The organism is Vibrio natriegens NBRC 15636 = ATCC 14048 = DSM 759 (assembly GCF_035621455.1).
Taxonomy (GTDB): Bacteria; Pseudomonadota; Gammaproteobacteria; order Enterobacterales; family Vibrionaceae; genus Vibrio; species Vibrio natriegens.
On sequence record NZ_CP141822.1, the window covers coordinates 2697010 to 2715642 of the forward strand.

Annotated in this window: 16 protein-coding genes, 1 tRNA gene and 1 pseudogene; 12 read left to right on the top strand and 6 right to left on the bottom strand. The window is 45.3% G+C overall.

Annotated features, from left to right (window positions below):
- Positions 1-396: 396 nt before the first annotated feature.
- Positions 397-481 (bottom strand) — tRNA-Leu (locus VER99_RS12270).
- 188 nt (positions 482-669) lie between these two features.
- Positions 670-1335 carry an SDR family NAD(P)-dependent oxidoreductase gene (locus VER99_RS12275; RefSeq protein WP_020334473.1) on the bottom strand — a complete coding sequence of 222 codons (666 nt, stop codon included), beginning with the start codon at positions 1333-1335 and terminating at the stop codon, positions 670-672.
- Positions 1336-1513: 178 nt separating this feature from the next.
- Between VER99_RS12275 and VER99_RS12280 the strand changes: the two genes are divergently transcribed.
- Positions 1514-2782: a DUF2254 domain-containing protein gene (locus tag VER99_RS12280; RefSeq protein WP_020334474.1), complete on the top strand. Its 1269-nt coding sequence runs from the start codon at positions 1514-1516 to the stop codon at positions 2780-2782.
- A gap of 192 nt (positions 2783-2974) precedes the next feature.
- Positions 2975-3454, top strand: coding sequence for an RDD family protein (locus tag VER99_RS12285; RefSeq protein ID WP_014233051.1), 480 nt, complete (start codon positions 2975-2977; stop codon positions 3452-3454).
- Between the two features lie 32 nt (positions 3455-3486).
- Here VER99_RS12285 and lptG read toward each other — a convergent pair whose 3' ends face one another.
- Together lptG and lptF are read right to left on the bottom strand one after the other, a co-directional pair.
- The gene (gene lptG, locus VER99_RS12290) at positions 3487-4557 is read right to left on the bottom strand and encodes an LPS export ABC transporter permease LptG (RefSeq protein WP_014233052.1); all 1071 of its coding nucleotides are present in this window, start codon (positions 4555-4557) and stop codon (positions 3487-3489) included.
- Between the two features lie 3 nt (positions 4558-4560).
- Entirely contained in the window at positions 4561-5661 is a 1101-nt protein-coding gene (lptF, locus tag VER99_RS12295; RefSeq protein WP_020334475.1) for an LPS export ABC transporter permease LptF, read from the bottom strand.
- A 200-nt stretch (positions 5662-5861) separates the two neighbouring features.
- Here lptF and pepA point away from each other — a divergent pair, with 200 nt between their 5' ends.
- From pepA to VER99_RS12320, 5 genes and pseudogenes are all read left to right on the top strand, one after another.
- On the top strand, positions 5862-7370 hold the full coding sequence (pepA, locus tag VER99_RS12300) for a leucyl aminopeptidase (protein ID WP_020334476.1): 1509 nt from the start codon (positions 5862-5864) through the stop codon (positions 7368-7370).
- A 102-nt stretch (positions 7371-7472) separates the two neighbouring features.
- Positions 7473-7922 (top strand): DNA polymerase III subunit chi, encoded by a 450-nt coding sequence (locus VER99_RS12305; protein WP_014233055.1) that lies wholly within the window; start codon positions 7473-7475, stop codon positions 7920-7922.
- Between the two features lie 159 nt (positions 7923-8081).
- Positions 8082-10940 carry a valine--tRNA ligase gene (locus VER99_RS12310; RefSeq protein WP_020334478.1) on the top strand — a complete coding sequence of 953 codons (2859 nt, stop codon included), beginning with the start codon at positions 8082-8084 and terminating at the stop codon, positions 10938-10940.
- A gap of 205 nt (positions 10941-11145) precedes the next feature.
- Positions 11146-11550 carry a DUF2061 domain-containing protein gene (locus VER99_RS12315; RefSeq protein WP_020334479.1) on the top strand — a complete coding sequence of 135 codons (405 nt, stop codon included), beginning with the start codon at positions 11146-11148 and terminating at the stop codon, positions 11548-11550.
- Positions 11551-11619: 69 nt separating this feature from the next.
- Positions 11620-12090 (top strand): annotated as a pseudogene (locus tag VER99_RS12320) (GNAT family N-acetyltransferase); the annotation flags it as partial.
- A 20-nt stretch (positions 12091-12110) separates the two neighbouring features.
- Here the strand turns inward: VER99_RS12320 and VER99_RS12325 are convergent.
- Both VER99_RS12325 and rraB read right to left on the bottom strand, forming a co-directional pair.
- Complete coding sequence (locus VER99_RS12325) at positions 12111-12911, bottom strand: glycosyl hydrolase 2 galactose-binding domain-containing protein (protein WP_020334481.1); 801 nt, start codon at positions 12909-12911, stop codon at positions 12111-12113.
- 146 nt (positions 12912-13057) lie between these two features.
- Positions 13058-13474, bottom strand: a complete 417-nt coding sequence (gene rraB / locus VER99_RS12330; RefSeq protein ID WP_014233060.1) for a ribonuclease E inhibitor RraB — start codon at positions 13472-13474, stop codon at positions 13058-13060.
- Between the two features lie 558 nt (positions 13475-14032).
- On the opposite strand from rraB, the gene arcA reads away from it, so the two are divergent.
- The 5 genes from arcA to VER99_RS12355 all read left to right on the top strand — a co-directional run bounded on the left by arcA (position 14033) and on the right by VER99_RS12355 (position 18611).
- Positions 14033-15256, top strand: a complete 1224-nt coding sequence (gene arcA, locus VER99_RS12335; protein ID WP_020334482.1) for an arginine deiminase — start codon at positions 14033-14035, stop codon at positions 15254-15256.
- Positions 15257-15406: 150 nt separating this feature from the next.
- Positions 15407-16411, top strand: a complete 1005-nt coding sequence (locus tag VER99_RS12340) for an ornithine carbamoyltransferase (RefSeq protein WP_020334483.1) — start codon at positions 15407-15409, stop codon at positions 16409-16411.
- A 273-nt stretch (positions 16412-16684) separates the two neighbouring features.
- Positions 16685-17614, top strand: a complete 930-nt coding sequence (gene pyrB / locus VER99_RS12345) for an aspartate carbamoyltransferase (RefSeq protein ID WP_020334484.1) — start codon at positions 16685-16687, stop codon at positions 17612-17614.
- Positions 17615-17629: 15 nt separating this feature from the next.
- The gene (gene pyrI, locus VER99_RS12350) at positions 17630-18091 is read left to right on the top strand and encodes an aspartate carbamoyltransferase regulatory subunit (protein WP_014233064.1); all 462 of its coding nucleotides are present in this window, start codon (positions 17630-17632) and stop codon (positions 18089-18091) included.
- A 130-nt stretch (positions 18092-18221) separates the two neighbouring features.
- Positions 18222-18611, top strand: coding sequence for a RidA family protein (locus VER99_RS12355; protein ID WP_014233065.1), 390 nt, complete (start codon positions 18222-18224; stop codon positions 18609-18611).
- The last annotated feature ends 22 nt before the right edge of the window (positions 18612-18633 follow it).

An 18633-nucleotide genomic window follows, 5' to 3' on the forward strand; every position in this document is an offset into this window, starting at 1 on the left:
GAACCAAACTAGTACACGGAAATGGCAACCGATGAACCAAATCATGGATCATCAGCAAAGTAAGGGAAAAGTTTATAGATAAACCGAGCAAGCCTTAGATTTTCAAACGCCTAAAACGACAAAGGGCCGCTATAAAAGCGAACTTTCTAATGTGGTACTGCTGGGCGACTTGACTGGGCTTGCATCCAAGCCGCCACGCTGGATTTGAATTCACAAACTCCAGAAACAACAAAGCCCCGACTTTCGTCGAGGCTCTGTCTTAAAATATGGTACCGGTGGGCGGACTGATTGGACAGGCATTCCTGCCGCCACCGCGGAGGCAACGCTTGACCGTCAATTTCAATTTTCAAACGCCCAAAACGACGAAAGGCCGCTATAAAAGCGACCTTTCTAATATGGTACCGGTGGGCGGACTTGAACCGCCACGCCCGAAGGCAACGGATTTTGAATCCGTCGTGTATACCAATTTCACCACACCGGCATCTCTGGGCTATTGCCCTTTGATGTCTGGCATTATACGTAAGCTTTTGACCTGCGCAAGCAGAAAAACCTTTAATAACTATCGTTTGCTGATAATTTCGCCACAAACTGTGACAAAGGAGAGCTCGAACCCCGTAATATTATCTCCGCCCACCTAGTTTACAGCTATCTTCCCAATATCTATGGCGTTTATAACCTGTTAACCGTGATATCAGAAACATAGCCGTTACCGATGCTCGACACCGCATCATGAATCATTTGGGCCGCATCTTCTGCTTGCATAAAACTGCTGAGATCTAATGACTTGCCACTGGTTTCCCAAAACTCCGTCGCCATCCCTCCCGGATAGACCGCAATAATTTTCATTGGTTTGCCTTTTAGTTCTAAACGAACAGACTCTATCAGACCTTTTACCGCCCACTTAACTGCGCAGTATGTGGACTCCTGAGCTTTCGGCTGTTGCGATGCAGTCGACATAATCACAACCACATTTACCGAGTGATCCTTGTAACGCTTAACCAACTCTCGCAAGACATTAATGGCAGAATTAAGGTTGTTGTTAATCAACTTTTGAATCTGTTCTGGCTCTTGATCTTCCAACAGCCCAAAATAACCACTTCCCGCACTATGAATCACTGTTTGGGGAGGCTGGTCTAATTGATCAAATAATTGTCCAACATCCTGATGCAAAGAGAGATCACAAGCTTGGTAACCAATGTTGTTAGATAGTCTGTTTGTGATTTCAGAGAGCTTACCCTCGCTTCGTCCCGTAAGGTATGTTGGCTGACCATCGCAATCGTAAAGCTTAGCCAACTCAGCCCCTAGTCCGCTGCTAGCGCCTGTAATTAGAATCATTTTTTACCTCACTACTTCACACCATCTGTACGTTTGAAAATATGCTGATATACGTGCCTTTTCATTATGACTCATCAAACATTAATCAGACTTCAAAAAATTTAACCTATGCTTTAACAATACTAACGTTTTGAATTTTATATCCACTTTCGAATTATTGTTCGATAGGAGTCAGAGAATGACAGGATCTAAATGGCAGTGGTTGTTAAAACAGGTAACCCGCAAACTATGGGTTCGAACATCATTATTCGCCTTACTTGCGGTCGCTACCGCTTTGATGTCGATTGTTCTAAACGAATTCGTCGTACTGCCTCCCGCGATTAACGTCAGCAGTGAACTACTGAATAACATACTCAATATTCTGGCGACCTCAATGTTGGCGGTAACTACCTTTTCGCTCAATATCATGGTCTCAGCCTACACCGCCGCCAGTGCGGGAGTGACACCAAGAGCCACGAAGCTATTAATGGAAGACAGCACAACGCAAAATGCACTGGCGACGTTTCTTGGTTCGTTCTTATTTAGTCTGGTGGGGATTATCGCGCTTGGTGTTGGTGCCTATCACGAACAGGCGCGCATCTATCTGTTCATCGTAACTATGGTTGTCATCGTGATGATCATACTTACGCTGTTGCGCTGGATTCAGCATTTATCGGTACTTGGAAGAGTTTCAGAAACAACGTCAAAAGTCGAACAAGCTCTGATAAGTGCGATTCGCAAGCGTGGAAATGAGCCTTGGCTTGGAGCCCGCCCCTGGAGTAACCCTGAACATAAACCTAGGGGAAGCAAACCTATTTACAGCCAAGAAATTGGTTACTTACAGCATATTGATATGCACCATCTTGATAGCATTGCCGAAGATAACCAATGCACCATTTACATAGAACGTCAGCCGGGTAACTTTGTTTACTCAGGGCAACCCATCGCTTGGTTATGTGGAGAGCTAGAAGAAGAAAGCGAAGTTAGCGCAGCTTTCACTATTCGAACAGAGCGTTCCTTCGACCAAGACCCTCGTTTTGGCTTGGTCGTTTTGGCGGAAATCGCTTCAAGAGCGCTCTCCCCTGCAGTCAATGACAACGGCACCGCCATTGATGTACTCGGGCGCGCTATAAGGGCATTATCACTTTGGGGGGAGTTACTAAAGCAAAGACCCATAAAAACACGTTTTCCTCGATTGTTTGTGCCTTCATTAAGCTGCCAAGATTTGTTTGATGATGTCTTTTTGCCAATAGCACATGATGGCGCAGCCCAACTCCAAGTTCAGATTCGCTTGCAAAAATCATTGTTAGCGATATCGAGCATGCATCCCAAACTCTTCGCCTCTCCCGCCCAAAAACTGTCAGAAAAAGCATTGGAACTCGCACTGTCTCAACATTATACCGAAGACGAAAAACACCAACTCTCGCAGCTTTCTCATCAGGTAATAGACCAGAAATTTCATGGCTGAAAACCAAAACGATTCGAACTGAATTGAAAAACTCCCAATACATTCTCTCTTATCCCGCCCCTATCAACGATAAGTACTGCTGTAAAAGGCTGGATTTCGCCACAATTGGAGACTCTGTGCGTTGGCTCTCTTTTCACATGGGGAGGGAATCTATATTCTGACGCACAATTTGTTAAGGTAAGTGATGGAATTATGACTACTTCTACAACTCTTCCAACGGCAGGACTCTTTCGTCGACTAGCAGCTTTGGTCTATGACTCGTTGATTGTCATTGCGATAGAAATGATGGCAGCCGGCGTGGTTATGGCCATTGTCTTTGCACTCAATGCCGCTGGGTTACTGAGCTATGGGGAATATGTCGATGCTGCGGATATGTTATCGAAGCACCCTGTAATAAGCCCGATCTTTACGCTGTATTTAGCGGTAGTTTGGATCTATTTCTTTGTTTTCTTCTGGACTCGCGCAGGTCAAACACTTGGTATGCGTGCCTGGAAACTTCAAGTACGTAACGCCGCTGACGATGCACCAATCACTGTTACTCAAGCGCTGATTCGTATTGCAACTTCAGGCTTCGGGTTAGCCAACCTGACTGTACCTATCGATCCGCAGAAACGCGGTTTTCACGACATGTGGGCCAAAACTAAAGTGGTTGTGTTACCGAAAGCACAATAAAAAAAGGAAGGCGTTGGCCTTCCTTTTTCTTTTTACAATTTTCTTCTCAGCAGCGATACCGCAATAGCGAGGAATACCAGGCTTGGTGCCAATGCGCCAAACACGGGAGGTATCCCGTATACCAGAGTCAACGGTCCGAAAAACTCACTGGAAATATAGAAAGTAAAGCCAGCGACTACCCCTGACAACACCCTTGCGCCCATCGTCACGCTGCGCAGCGGACCAAATACAAACGACAATGCCATCAACATCATGACCGCTATGGAGAGTGGTTGAGTCAGCTTACGCCAGAACGCAAGCTCGTAACGTGAAGCATCCTGTTCTGATGCTTTCAAGTAGGTCACGTAATCGTACAAGCCGCTAAGTGATAACTCTTCTGGCTTAACCGTCACAACGGCAAGCTTGTCTGGCGCAAGTGACGTTTGCCATTCCATTTGGTCGACACTTTGCTTGGATATGACGGTCTCACCTTGCATATCGGTGATTTGCACGTCTTTCATGACCCAGTTGTTGTCTTGCTCATAATCCACTTCTTCAGCAAAAATCACTTTCTGGAGGTTCTTATCCTCATCGAAGCGCCACATATTCAGCGCATACAATTTGTCGTCTTCGACTTTGCCGATAAAGATAAAATCGTTCGCATCCCGAGCCCAAACTCCGGCCCGGACGGACACAATACTACCGCCGGATATTGCAAAAGAGCGTAGGTCACGAGCCATCTTTTGAGCTTCTGGCGCGCCCCACTGACCAAGCGTCATAACAATAAGCATTAAAGGCACGGCAGTTTTCAATACGGATAAACCGATATCCAATTTGGAAAAGCCTGCAGCCTGCATAACCACCAGCTCAGAGCTTGATGCTAGCATCCCCAAACCAATCAAAGCGCCCAGCAGTGCCGCCATTGGGAAAAACATTTCTATGTCGCGAGGAATACTCAACAGTACAAAGTAAAGTGCATGCATTAGGTCATACACACCTCGACCAACTTTACGTAATTGTTCTACGTATTTGATGATGCCAGACAAGCCAACAAAGGTGGCCAAAACCAAGGCTGTGGTCGAAATAATGGTTCTACCGATATAAAGGTCTAAGATTTTGAACACGGCTTACGCTAGCCTCTTCTTGCGGAATTTTTCTTTCATTCGTCGAGCTGGAACGCTGTCCATCATGTTAGCCAAAATAGCGACTATCAGTAACATCGCGTTGATTGGCCACATTCCAACGGTCGTCGGTATAGAGCCATCTTCCAGTGCCGATTTCGTTGCGCTGATCGCCAGGAAGTAAGCCAAATAAATCAGAATCGCAGGGCCCATTTTGGCGAATCGTCCCTGACGCGGGTTAACTGCAGACAACGGAATAACCAACATCGTGAGCAATGGAATACATACAAACAGTGAAATTCGCCATTGCAGCTCAGCTTGCGCTTCAGGATCCGGGTGACCAATCAAATCGGCCGTAGGGTAAGCTTCCCAGTCCCTGCCTTTCTTTTTCACTTCGCGCTGACCAATCACCCCTTCGTACTGATCGAACTTGGTGATCATATACTCCACGCGAGTAGGCACGCCTTCATAGCGCGTACCTTCTTTCATCGTAATGATCTGTCGTCCATCTGACAGCTCTTTCACCTCGCCAGAAGAAGAAAACATCACGCTAGGCAGAACAGAATCCCGAGGGCGCATCTGGGCAACAAACACATTGCTCAGCGTGTTGTCTTTAATATCATCGATGAACACCACAGAAGAACCATCAGGCGTACCCTGAAATTGGCCTTTTTGAAGAAGGTCGACGCTATTTTCAGCCGCAACCTGCTCGTAGAGCTGTTCCACTCTTTCTTGCGACCATGGTGATAACCACAGAGCGTTAAATGCCGCCACAGCAGAAGTAATCAGAGCTAAGTAAAGTGCCGCTTGCACCAAAAACTTGTTTCCGATCCCCGTCGCATTCATAACGACAATTTCACTCTCCGCATAAAGACGACCAAAAGTGATCAATATGCCGATATACAAACTCAACGGCAGCATCAATAAGCCCATTGCTGGCATATTCAAACCAACAATTGAGAAGATCAATCCAGCAGGAATATCCCCGTCAGAAGCGTCTGCGAGAACACTAATGAACTTTTGGCTCAGAAACACCAAAAAAAGTACGAAAAAGATCGCAAATTGACTCTTGAGTGTTTCGCGGATCAAATATCTAACAATAATCACGCTGAAATTACCTATACAAAACTTGTTTTTTTGGTCGAATCACTATAGTTTCCCGTTGAACCATTTATTTTTTGAAAAATTATAAACTAAATGTTAGTCGCTTAATTAGCTCTGCATGTAAGCCTGGAGCTAAAATTCAACAAGTAAGCGATCATTATCTAACATTTAGAGCAATTTGTCTTCAGGATGTAGGAGTACGCATGGAGTTCAGTGTAAAAAGTGGCAGTCCAGAGAAACAACGTAGCGCATGTATCGTTGTTGGTGTGTTTGAACCACGTCGCCTTTCTCCAGTAGCCGAACAACTTGATAAAATCAGTGACGGTTACATCAGTTCATTACTTCGCCGTGGTGATCTAGAGGGTAAACCTGGCCAGATGCTACTACTGCATCAAGTACCAGGAGTGTTGTCTGAACGCGTTTTACTTGTCGGTTGTGGTAAAGAACGTGAGCTAGGCGAGCGCCAGTACAAGGAAATCATTCAAAAGACGATCAGTACACTTAACGAAACAGGCTCAATGGAAGCCGTATGTTTTCTGACTGAGCTGCACGTTAAAGGCCGCGACACTTACTGGAAAGTTCGTCAGGCAGTTGAAGCGACTAAAGATGGTCTGTACACATTTAACCAGTTCAAGAGCGTTAAGCCAGAAACTCGCCGCCCACTGCGTAAGCTTGTTTTCAACGTACCAACTCGTCGTGAATTGAGCCTGGGTGAAAAAGCGATCACTCATGGTCTTGCTATCGCGTCTGGCGTAAAAGCGTCAAAAGACCTTGGCAACATGCCACCAAACGTAGCAAACCCAGCATACCTTGCGTCACAAGCTCGTCGTCTAGCGGACGATTACGAAACCGTGACCACCAAAATCATTGGTGAGCAAGAGATGGAAAAACTGGGCATGACATCATACCTAGCGGTAGGTCGTGGTTCGAAAAACGAATCTATGATGTCAATCATCGAGTACAAGGGTAACCCTGACTCAGATGCAAAACCGATTGTACTGGTTGGTAAAGGCCTAACGTTCGATTCAGGCGGTATCTCACTGAAACCTGGTGAAGGTATGGATGAGATGAAGTACGACATGTGTGGTGCGGCATCTGTATTCGGTACAATGAAAGCGTTAGCGAAACTAAACCTGCCTATTAACGTGATTGGTGTTCTGGCTGGCTGTGAAAACATGCCGGGTAGCAACGCTTACCGTCCAGGTGATATTTTAACAACGATGTCTGGTCAAACCGTTGAAGTACTTAATACTGACGCGGAAGGCCGTTTGGTTCTTTGTGACGCACTAACTTATGTAGAGCGTTTCGAACCAGATTGTGTGGTAGACGTTGCTACGCTAACAGGTGCTTGTGTTATCGCACTTGGTCACCATATCAGTGGCGTACTTTCAAACCATAACCCACTTGCACATGAGCTGGTAAACGCTTCTGAGCAAGCAAGTGACCGTGCATGGCGTCTACCTATGGCAGACGAGTACCACGAGCAGCTGAAGAGCCCATTTGCTGACATGCAAAACATCGGTGGTCGTCCTGCTGGTACTATCACTGCTGGTTGTTTCTTGTCAAAATTTGCTAAAAAGTACAACTGGGCACACTTGGACATCGCAGGTACTGCTTGGAAATCAGGTGCAGCGAAAGGCTCAACAGGCCGTCCTGTCTCAATGCTAGTCCAATTCCTTTTGAACCGCAGCGGCCAAGAGACAGAAGAATAATTTCTGAACTAAATCGAAAAGGGCCGCAAGGCCCTTTTTTATTGTCACCATATTCTCTATAACAAGAGTCGTAAGGTGAGATCAGAACTAAGCGAGAGAATGATGCAAACCGCAACTTTCTACATCATCAAAGAAGACAGCCCACAAGCGCAGCTCACTGGCTTTGAAGAGTATGTCGTATTTTTGGCTCAGCACTTTGCCCGCCAAGGCGCTAAAGTATATCTGAACTGCAACGACAAAATGCATGCCGAGCAGCTCGCTGAAGCTTTCTGGCAAATTGATGCAGACAAGTTCATGGCACATAATCTCGTAGGTGAAGGCCCTAAATACGCCACCAACATTGAAATTGGACATCATGGTGTAAAACCGTCTTGGAATCGCCAATTAGTAATTAATTTGGCGGAAAATGAGACAACCTTTGCGAACAAGTTTGCTCAAGTGGTAGACTTCGTGCCCTGCGAAGAAAAAGCTAAACAGCTCGCAAGAGAAAGATATAAAATTTACCGACAAGCAGGCTACCAACTGCAGACGATAGAAATTCAATATCCTTAAGGGTCAATCCTTATAGTTAAGCTCTCTCTTTAGAGAGTTCACTTATAGAGATTGACTAAGATTTACCATTAACCAGAATCAAACCTCTAAATAGTTGAGCTTCGATTAAGGCAATTAAAGCCACAATCCGCCCAAATATGACGAGGAAAAATGAGCGCTATGGAAAAAACATATAACCCAACTTCAATCGAACAAGCTCTGTATCAGACTTGGGAAGAGAAAGGCTACTTCAAGCCACACGGTGACACTACTAAAGAATCATACAGCATCATGATCCCGCCACCGAACGTCACTGGTAGCCTACACATGGGCCACGCGTTCCAAGATACGATCATGGATACGCTTATCCGTTGTGAACGTATGAAGGGTAAAAACACCCTTTGGCAAGTAGGTACTGACCACGCTGGTATCGCAACTCAGATGGTTGTTGAGCGCAAGATCGCGGCAGAAGAAGGCAAAACCAAAAACGATTACGGTCGTGAAGCTTTCATTGACAAAATCTGGGAATGGAAAGGTGAATCTGGTGGCACCATCACTAAACAGCTACGTCGTCTTGGCGCGTCAGTAGACTGGGATCGTGAACGCTTTACGATGGATGATGGCCTCTCAAATGCAGTACAGGAAGTTTTTGTTCGTCTGTACGAAGATGATTTAATCTACCGTGGTAAGCGTCTGGTTAACTGGGATCCAAAGCTACACACAGCAATCTCAGATCTGGAAGTAGAAAACAAAGACACTAAAGGCAACATGTGGCATTTCCGCTACCCACTAGCGGATGGCGTAAAAACGGCTGACGGTAAAGATTACATCGTCGTTGCAACCACTCGTCCAGAAACCGTACTTGGTGATACCGGTGTTGCTGTAAACCCAGAAGATCCGCGTTACAAAGATCTTATCGGTAAAGAAATCATTCTTCCTATCGTTGACCGTCGCATCCCTATCGTAGGTGATGATCACGCGGATATGGAAAAAGGCACTGGTTGTGTGAAAATCACACCTGCGCACGACTTCAATGACTACGAAGTTGGTAAGCGCCACCAGCTACCAATGATCAACATTTTGACTTTTGACGCCAACATCCGTGACGCGGCTGAAGTATTCAACACCAACGGCGAAGCAAGCGACGCATACAGCACAGAGCTTCCAGCTAAATACCATGGCATGGAGCGTTTTGCTGCGCGTAAAGCTGTCGTTGCTGAATTCGACGAGCTAGGCCTACTTGAAGAAGTGAAAGATCACGATCTACAAGTTCCTTACGGCGACCGTGGTGGCGTGGTTATCGAACCAATGCTAACTGACCAATGGTACGTACGTACTGCGCCTCTAGCGAAAACAGCGGTTGAAGCAGTTGAAAACGGCGACATCCAGTTCGTGCCTAAGCAATACGAAAACATGTACTTCTCTTGGATGCGTGACGTTCAAGACTGGTGTATCTCTCGTCAGCTATGGTGGGGTCACCGTATCCCAGCTTGGTACGACAACCAAGGCAATGTTTACGTAGGACGCACTGAAGAAGAAGTTCGTAACAACAACAACCTAGAGTCAGTCATTGAGCTGCACCAAGACGAAGACGTACTGGATACCTGGTTCTCTTCTGCTCTATGGACGTTCGGTACTCAAGGTTGGCCAGAGCAAACTGACGATCTGAAAGTGTTCCACCCTTCAGACGTACTAGTCACTGGTTTCGACATCATCTTCTTCTGGGTTGCGCGCATGATCATGATGACCATGCACTTCGTGAAAGACGAAGACGGCAAGCCACAAGTACCATTCAAAACCGTTTACGTTACCGGTCTAATCCGTGACGAAAACGGCGACAAGATGTCTAAGTCGAAAGGTAACGTGCTTGACCCAATCGACATGATCGATGGTATCGACCTAGAGTCTCTGGTTGAGAAGCGCACTGGCAACATGATGCAGCCTCAGCTAGCGAAGAAGATCGAGAAGAACACTCGTAAGACGTTTGAAAACGGTATCGAAGCATACGGTACAGACGCACTGCGTTTCACACTTGCAGCAATGGCATCAACAGGCCGCGATATCAACTGGGATATGAAGCGTCTTGAAGGTTACCGTAACTTCTGTAACAAACTATGGAACGCTAGCCGTTACGTAATGATGAACACAGAAGAGCAAGATTGTGGCTTCAACGGTGGTGACATTGAATACTCACTAGCGGACAAGTGGATCGAGTCTCAGTTTGAACTAGCAGCGAAAGCGTTCAACAACCATATCGACAACTTCCGTCTGGATATGGCGTCGAACACGCTTTACGAATTCATCTGGAACCAATTCTGTGACTGGTACCTAGAGCTAACGAAACCTGTTCTATGGAAAGGCACTGAAGCGCAGCAACGTGGTACTCGTCGTACGCTAATCACGGTTCTTGAGAAAACGCTACGTTTGGCTCACCCAGTGATTCCTTACATCACAGAGACTATCTGGCAAAGCATCAAGCCACTAGTCGATGGTGTTGAAGGTGAGACAATCATGCTTCAAGCTCTACCTCAATTCGACGAAGCGAACTTCCATCAAGAAGCGCTAGACGACATCGAGTGGGTTAAAGCGTTCATCACTAGCATCCGTAACCTACGTGCTGAGTACGACATCAACCCGGGTAAACCACTTGATGTGATGCTAAAAGCAGCAAGTGAAGAAGATGCGACTCGTCTAGAAGCGAACAAGCAAGTACTGATGTCTCTGGCGAAGCTAGAAGCGGTACGCGTTCTTGAAGCTGGCGAAGAAACACCAGCGTGTGCAACAGCATTGGTTGGTAAGTCTGAGCTGATGATCCCAATGGCGGGTCTTATCGACAAAGACGCAGAACTTGCGCGTCTTGATGGCGAAATCAAGAAAACGCACGGCGAGATCAAGCGTATTGAAGGCAAACTTGGTAACGAAGGCTTCGTAGCGAAAGCACCTGAAGCGGTTGTTGCTAAAGAGCGTGAGAAGCTTGAAGGCTACAAAGAAACACTGGCTAAGCTAGAAGAGCAAAAAACCACAATTGCGGCTCTTTAATCGCTAAAGCAAAAACAGAAGCCAAACGCTTCTATGCTTGAATCAAAAAGGTTGGTCATCAAGGCCAACCTTTTTTTGTATCTTCCCTTCGCAACGCCCTCATTGATAGCTTTCCCCTATTGAATTAATACTCACCACCCATTGGCGACAATGAGAATTATTATCGATAATAAACTCATCTAAACAAACACGATGAGTAATTATCATGAAAAAGACACTAACTTTCGCTGCATTACATTTTACTATCGCATTTAGTGTCGCTTACGTACTTACTGGCGACATCTTGATTGGTAGTTTAATTGCCATGATCGAGCCATCAGTAAACACGGTCGCTTTCTACTTTCATGAAAAAGCTTGGACAAGTGTTCCCGCTTTAAAAGCTCGTCAATGCATGACCAAGCTAAAAACCGCAAGTTTCGCAACAGTACACTTTAGCGTAGCGTTTACGGTGGTTTACTTGTTAACGGGTGATGCATTCATTGGTGGTGTCATGGCAATGTTAGAGCCATCTATAAACACGGTGGCGTACTATTTCCATGAGAAAGTTTGGTTACGTAAATCTGCAAACCAAACACCTTCATCTCACTTTGGTTTGCATCGACATGCCTAACCGCAATATATTGAGCCCTTAAGGGCTCATTTTTGTAGGCAAAGCATGGAACAAATAGCACACTTCACTCTCCGCTCTCTCACACCAGAAGATAACCCAAACATAGCAAGCGTCATTCGCCAGGTTTCAGCAGAGTATGGTCTAACCGCTGACAAAGGCTATGGCGTGGCAGACCCAACGCTTGATGACATGTATTCTGTCTACAACCAACAAGGCGCAGCGTATTGGGTGATTGAGCACAATGGCGTGATCGTTGGTGGTGGAGGTTTTGCGCCACTGGCAGGAGAACCTAACGTGTGCGAGCTACAAAAGATGTACTTCTTGCCACAAACTCGTGGACACGGGCTGGCCAAACGTATTGTGGCTCTGAGTCTGCAATTAGCAAAGCAACTTGGTTATCAGAAGTGTTATTTGGAAACCACCGAGTGCTTAAAAGAAGCCATTGGTTTGTATGAGAAGTTGGGGTTTAAGCATTTAGATGCCCCGCTTGGACAAACAGGGCATGATGCGTGTGAAGTCGTGATGCTCAAATCGCTGTAGGAATTTAAGCACCCCCAATTTTAGAGTACTAAGTGGGTAACACAAAGATCCTGGCTTAATGCCACTGAAAAATCTTGGCGTTGCCCATCTAGCTCTACTGACAATTGGTAGAGATCGCTTGGATTTGGGTTATTGAGATCAGCGTATTTTGGCGCTTCGATCTGAAACAGAGCGCTAGCATGCTCAGCACGCACATCAATTGGTATATGGTAAGTCATGCCGTTGAATTTGACCGATGCAGAAACCAACCCCGGTGCGAATGTCTGATAATAAAGATCAACCTTAAACTCACAACCACCACCATGGTGCCAGATCTGCTCAGTGGCAACGCGCTCTAAACGGACGTTGCGAATAAACTGCAGGTAAGGCTCCTTCCACACACCGATTCGATCGTCGCTTTTCTTATACTCTTGATCGGTAAGAGCGCACAGTTCCGGCCGATCTTCCTCAAACAGTAAGTCTTCTTCTTCCTCTAAGAATAAAATCTCAAAGCGGTTACGTCCCATCTGCATGAACGGACGAATGTCTTTCTTATACACATTCTGAGTACCATCGCAGTCAAACAGTGCCACGCCGTTCAACCGTACTTCGGCATGGTAGTCGACGCCACCTAATACCATTTCTACCGCAGGGAATGCCATCATGGACTCATCCACTTCAATATCATGCATTAAGTGCCATTCTTGCTGACAGATTACTTCTTCTGACAATTCATCGGGAAGTACCTGACTTAATGGAGCCGGGAAAGTGATGTCATCCTGAGGGATAGATAGGTCCGTAAGTGGAGAGACTTGCCATAAACCGGCGAGTGACTGTTGCATATACACCTTGAGCTAGATCAATTTTCTACGCATTATGGTAAAAAAACCACACAAGCTCAATGTGAATTAGTTTCATACCTTATCGTTATCAATTGTTAGACATAAAAAAACCAGCTAAATAGCTGGCTTTTTCAATCAAGGAGAGACTATTCTTCGTCTTCATCATCTTCGTCAGAGTATAGAGCGTCTTCGCCCTCGTAATAGGTACCCCAACCGTCATAAATAATGTCGTACTTTTCAGCGAGATGAACCAGCTTCTCAACTTGAGCATCAATTGCTTCTGCATCGAGTGCAGATTCCATCGTCGCATCACAGCAAAGTAGTTTGTTGCCGTCTTCGTCTTCTGTCTCTTCTGCTTCAAGTACTTCAAAGCCCATCTTAAATGCTTCAACAACCGCTTTTTCTAGCGTATCGAAATCTTCTGCAAATAGGTGGTGCTCAATTTCGTATAGCGAATCTGGATCGCTGCCATCTTCTAGCAATGCTGCAATGATATCGCGAGTCTCTTCCTTTTGAATCTCAATTAATTCTTCTACTGATAGATATTCATCTTCGTGAGACATGTTTTGGCTCCAGATTAGTTACTTGGTGGAAACGATCCGGTGAAATATGGCACGGATTGCGACGAAAAGCCACTAACAAACGCCAAACCACAGCGATTGTTGTCAATTATTCCTTGATAAATATTAAACCCCTCTCACAAGGTCACAAAAAGTTAACAAGAAATGCTGTTTTGTAATATTCAGAAGATCCTAATTCGCATAAATAGGGCACAAACCGGCTCTCAATGCGTGTTTATGGTTCTATATTGAATACCGAGACGCCTTGTATTCTCTACTCAGCGAATAAAGAGAACCCAAAAATGCATATTTTAGAATATATATGCACATTTTATGCACTAAGCATGTAATATACTCAAGTCAGACCAAAAGAATAAAAACGCACTTAACGCCAAAGCACAAAAACAACACAAAAAACCACCAACAATAACCATTATAAATAAATTTGGAGTTTTAATTTAAAATTAAAACAATTAACAAAACATTATCAAAGTTAACTAACTTGCATCTTATCCATAAGGTTGTCATAAATAGCGGCTGGTAAATCTGTAAGGACACAAAATGAGTAAGCTGTACGTTGGATCAGAAGTTGGTCAATTAAGACGAGTTCTATTAAATCGCCCTGAGCGCGCCCTAACCCACTTAACGCCATCTAACTGTCATGAGTTATTGTTTGATGATGTTCTTGCGGTAGAAGCAGCAGGCGAAGAGCATGATGCTTTCGCTCGTACTTTACGCGATCAAGATGTAGAAGTACTTCTACTTCACGATTTACTAGTCGAAACCCTCGCGGTTCCAGAAGCGAAAAAGTGGCTATTGGATACTCAGATCTCTGATTTCCGTTACGGCCCGACCTTTGCCCGTGATCTTCGCGCGTATTTTACAGAGATGGACAATGAACACCTTGCTTCAGTATTGCTAGGTGGTTTGGCCTACTCTGAGCTTCCTATCAAATCATCTTCTATGCTACCGAAGATGCGTCGCCCTCTAGACTTTGTTATTGAACCATTGCCAAACCATCTATTTACCCGCGATACATCTTGCTGGGTATACGGCGGTGTTTCTCTGAACCCAATGATGATGCCTGCACGTCAACGCGAAACAAACCATTTGCGTGCAATTTACCGCTGGCACCCAATCTTTGCAGGTCAAGACTTCATTAAATACTTTGGCGATGAAGACCTACACTACGATAACGCTAACGTTGAAGGCGGTGATGTTCTGGTTATCGGTAAAGGCGCAGTTCTGGTAGGTATGTCTGAACGTACCACAGCGCAAGGTGTAGAAAACCTGGCTGCTAACCTGTTTAAAGCGGGTCAGGCAACAGAAGTGATTGCGATTGATCTTCCTAAACACCGTTCATGTATGCACCTGGATACGGTCATGACACACATGGATGTCGATACCTTCTCTGTTTACCCAGAGATCATGCGTAAAGATCTGGATACATGGCGTCTGACTCCGAAAGGCACTGAAGGAGAAATGAATGTTGAAGCATCGCACAACTACCTACATGCGATTGAATCAGCACTTGGCTTAGATCAGCTGAAAATCATCACAACCGGTGGTGACAGCTACGAAGCAGAGCGTGAACAGTGGAACGATGCCAACAACGTACTGACCGTGAAACCAGGTGTGGTGATTGGTTACGAACGTAACGTCTACACCAACGAGAAGTACGATAAAGCCGGCATTCAAGTATTGACGGTACCAGGTAACGAGTTAGGTCGTGGCCGTGGTGGTGCTCGCTGTATGAGCTGTCCGATTGAACGAGACGATATTTAATCTCTTTCCGAATCAGTGAATAAAAACTAAGGTTGATGTGAATACATCAACCTTTTTTAGTTTTTAATTAAAATAATTATTCACAATAAAAGCATTTATATGTTTTAATGCAGTGATTCAAAATCAATCACACGTACAAAGGGACGAGCTATGGCTTTCAATTTACGAAATCGCAACTTTTTGAAGCTGTTGGATTTCTCAACCAAAGAAATCCAGTTCTTGCTCGAACTGTCTGCAGAGCTAAAAAAAGCGAAATATGCAGGAACAGAGCAGAAGAAACTCCAAGGTAAAAACATTGCACTCATCTTTGAGAAATCTTCTACTCGAACCCGATGTGCGTTCGAAGTTGCGGCCTTTGATCAGGGCGCTCAGGTCTCATATATTGGTCCTTCTGGCTCACAAATCGGCCACAAAGAATCGATGAAAGATACCGCGCGTGTATTGGGCCGTATGTATGATGGTATCGAATACCGTGGTTTTGGTCAGGCGATCGTGGAAGATCTCGGTGCTTACGCAGGCGTTCCAGTCTGGAATGGTCTAACCGATGAATTCCATCCGACGCAAATCCTCGCTGACTTCCTGACCATGCAAGAGCATGGACGTGGGAAGAAACTGCATGACATCACCTTTGCCTACCTAGGTGACGCTCGCAATAACATGGGCAACTCACTGATGGTCGGCGCAGCTAAAATGGGCATGGATATTCGTCTTATTGCGCCAAAAGCGTTCTGGCCTGAAGAGGAGCTTGTTGCCACATGTCAGGAAATCGCGCAGCAAACAGGTGCCAAGATCACTCTGACCGAAAGCGTTGAAGAAGGCGTTAAGGGCTGTGACTTCTTGTATACCGATGTTTGGGTATCGATGGGTGAATCTGCAGAAGCTTGGGACGAGCGTGTTGCCCTAATGAAGCCTTACCAAATCAATATGGATGTGATTAAACAGACCGGCAATCCACATGTGAAGTTTATGCACTGTCTACCCGCTTTCCACAATGATGAAACTACAGTCGGTAAAGAAGTGGCTGAGAAATACGGCATGAAAGGTTTGGAAGTGACGGAAGACGTGTTTGAGTCTGAATATTCTATCGTCTTCGATGAAGCAGAAAACCGCATGCACACGATCAAAGCCGTGATGGTGGCAACGCTGGGAAGTTAACGGATTTTAGTAACAAAAACCATGATGTAATCGCTTGCACTAGTAAAAGTTAGGCGTATAATGCTCGGCAATTTGTCTGAGGATTAAGAAATGACCACGCTGATTGCTGCCGTAACAACGCGATTTGCTCTAACTAAGCGACTACGCTTGCGTGGTGTTATTTTCGTTAATTCTATCGATTTTTAAACCTCCCTATTTGGGAGGTTTTTTTATGTCCAAAATTCCTCAAGGTTAATTTTGGAGATAGTCATCACTGTTATAGGGAAGAAGATCATGGCGAACTCGCTTTACCAGAAGCACATCATCTCTATTCCAGAGCTTTCACGTGAAGAGCTGGAACTTATTGTCGCAACCGCAGGTAGCCTGAAAAAGGAACCTCAACCAGAACTGATTAAAAATAAAGTCGTTGCGAGCTGTTTCTTTGAGCCATCAACACGCACACGTCTGTCGTTTGAGACGGCAATTCAACGTGTGGGCGGCGACGTCATTGGTTTTGATAACGATGGAAATACTTCTTTGGCGAAGAAAGGCGAAACCCTTTCTGATTCCGTACAAGTCATCTCTTCGTATGTAGACGCTTTCGTGATGCGTCACCCTCAGGAAGGTGCTGCACGTCTGGCGTCTGAGTTTTCAAACGGCGTACCGGTGATTAACGCAGGTGACGGTGCAAACCAGCATCCAACTCAAACTCTGCTAGACCTTTACACCATCGCTGAAACGCAAGGCCGCTTAGATAACCTTAATGTGGCATTCGTTGGTGACTTAAAATACGGTCGCACCGTTCACTCACTGACTCAGGCTCTGGCGAAGTTCAATAACATCCGCTTCTTCTTTATCGCTCCTGAAGCACTGGCAATGCCTGACTACCTTTGTGAAGAACTGGATGAAGCGGGTATTGAATACACCCTGCTCACTGACATGGAAACCGTCATTCCTGAGCTTGATGTCCTGTACATGACCCGCGTACAGAAAGAGCGTTTTGATGAGTCAGAATACGCACACATCAAATCCGCTTACATCCTGACAGCCGCAATGTTAGAAGGTGCGCGCGAAAACCTTAAAGTACTGCACCCTCTACCACGTGTAGATGAAATCACAACGGATGTTGATAAAACACCGCACGCTTACTACTTCCAGCAGGCTCAAAACGGCGTATACGCCCGTCAGGCTTTGTTGGCGCTAGTTCTTAACGAAACACTGTAATCGAGGAGAAAAGACATGGCTAAAGAAACTCAATTGCAGGTAGAAGCAATCAAAAACGGTACCGTAATCGACCACATTCCAGCACAAATCGGCATCAAAGTACTGAAGTTGTTCGATATGCATAACTCGTCTCAGCGAGTGACCATCGGCCTTAATTTGCCGTCGTCAGCGCTAGGTCATAAAGACCTGCTGAAAATTGAAAATGTCTTCATCAACGAAGAGCAGGCGAGTAAGTTGGCACTGTATGCACCACACGCAACCGTGAACCAAATCGAAAACTACGAAGTAGTGAAAAAGCTGGCGCTAGAGCTTCCAGAAAGAATCAACGACGTATTTGAATGTCCAAATACAAACTGTATTTCTCACAACGAGCCAGTAGAGAGCAGCTTCAAGGTATTTGAGAAGAAAGAAGAGATTCGCCTGAAGTGTAAATACTGTGAAAAAGTGTTCTCAAGAGAGATCGTTACTGAGCGATAATTCAGTAAACATTTCAGACCTCTAATAAGTTCAAATGCCCTGTATTTACGGGGCATTTTGCTCTTTACCTACCATAGATTTAGAGGCACACTGACACTCTTTATTCGCTAAAACAGATGGAACAAATAAAATGACAAAAGTACTTCACACGGAATCAGCACCAGCAGCAATCGGCCCTTACGTACAAGGCGTAGATCTTGGCAACATGGTTCTTACTTCTGGCCAAATCCCTGTTAACCCTGCAACAGGTGAAGTATCTGCGGATATCGCAGAACAAGCGCGTCAGTCTCTAGACAACGTAAAAGCTGTTGTAGAAGCTTCTGGCCTTAAAGTGACGGATATCGTGAAAATGACGGTTTTCGTTAAAGACCTGAACGACTTCGGCACAGTTAACGAAGTGTACGGCAAATTCTTCGACGAGCACCAAGTAGCAAACTACCCTGCTCGCTCTTGTGTTGAAGTTGCTCGCCTGCCTAAAGATGTTGGTATCGAAATCGAAGCTATCGCGGTTCGCAAATAAGTAAACGCGTTAGTTCATTTGA

Coding starts and splice junctions, on each gene's coding strand:
- VER99_RS12305 (WP_014233055.1), top strand. CDS start 7,473: ATGCAAACCGCAACTTTCTACATCATCAAAGAAGACAGCCCACAAGCG.
- VER99_RS12355 (WP_014233065.1), top strand. CDS start 18,222: ATGACAAAAGTACTTCACACGGAATCAGCACCAGCAGCAATCGGCCCT.
- VER99_RS12310 (WP_020334478.1), top strand. CDS start 8,082: ATGGAAAAAACATATAACCCAACTTCAATCGAACAAGCTCTGTATCAG.
- VER99_RS12280 (WP_020334474.1), top strand. CDS start 1,514: ATGACAGGATCTAAATGGCAGTGGTTGTTAAAACAGGTAACCCGCAAA.
- arcA (WP_020334482.1), top strand. CDS start 14,033: ATGAGTAAGCTGTACGTTGGATCAGAAGTTGGTCAATTAAGACGAGTT.
- pepA (WP_020334476.1), top strand. CDS start 5,862: ATGGAGTTCAGTGTAAAAAGTGGCAGTCCAGAGAAACAACGTAGCGCA.
- VER99_RS12285 (WP_014233051.1), top strand. CDS start 2,975: ATGACTACTTCTACAACTCTTCCAACGGCAGGACTCTTTCGTCGACTA.
- pyrB (WP_020334484.1), top strand. CDS start 16,685: ATGGCGAACTCGCTTTACCAGAAGCACATCATCTCTATTCCAGAGCTT.
- rraB (WP_014233060.1), bottom strand. CDS start 13,474: ATGTCTCACGAAGATGAATATCTATCAGTAGAAGAATTAATTGAGATT.
- VER99_RS12275 (WP_020334473.1), bottom strand. CDS start 1,335: ATGATTCTAATTACAGGCGCTAGCAGCGGACTAGGGGCTGAGTTGGCT.
- pyrI (WP_014233064.1), top strand. CDS start 17,630: ATGGCTAAAGAAACTCAATTGCAGGTAGAAGCAATCAAAAACGGTACC.
- VER99_RS12325 (WP_020334481.1), bottom strand. CDS start 12,911: ATGCAACAGTCACTCGCCGGTTTATGGCAAGTCTCTCCACTTACGGAC.
- VER99_RS12340 (WP_020334483.1), top strand. CDS start 15,407: ATGGCTTTCAATTTACGAAATCGCAACTTTTTGAAGCTGTTGGATTTC.
- VER99_RS12315 (WP_020334479.1), top strand. CDS start 11,146: ATGAAAAAGACACTAACTTTCGCTGCATTACATTTTACTATCGCATTT.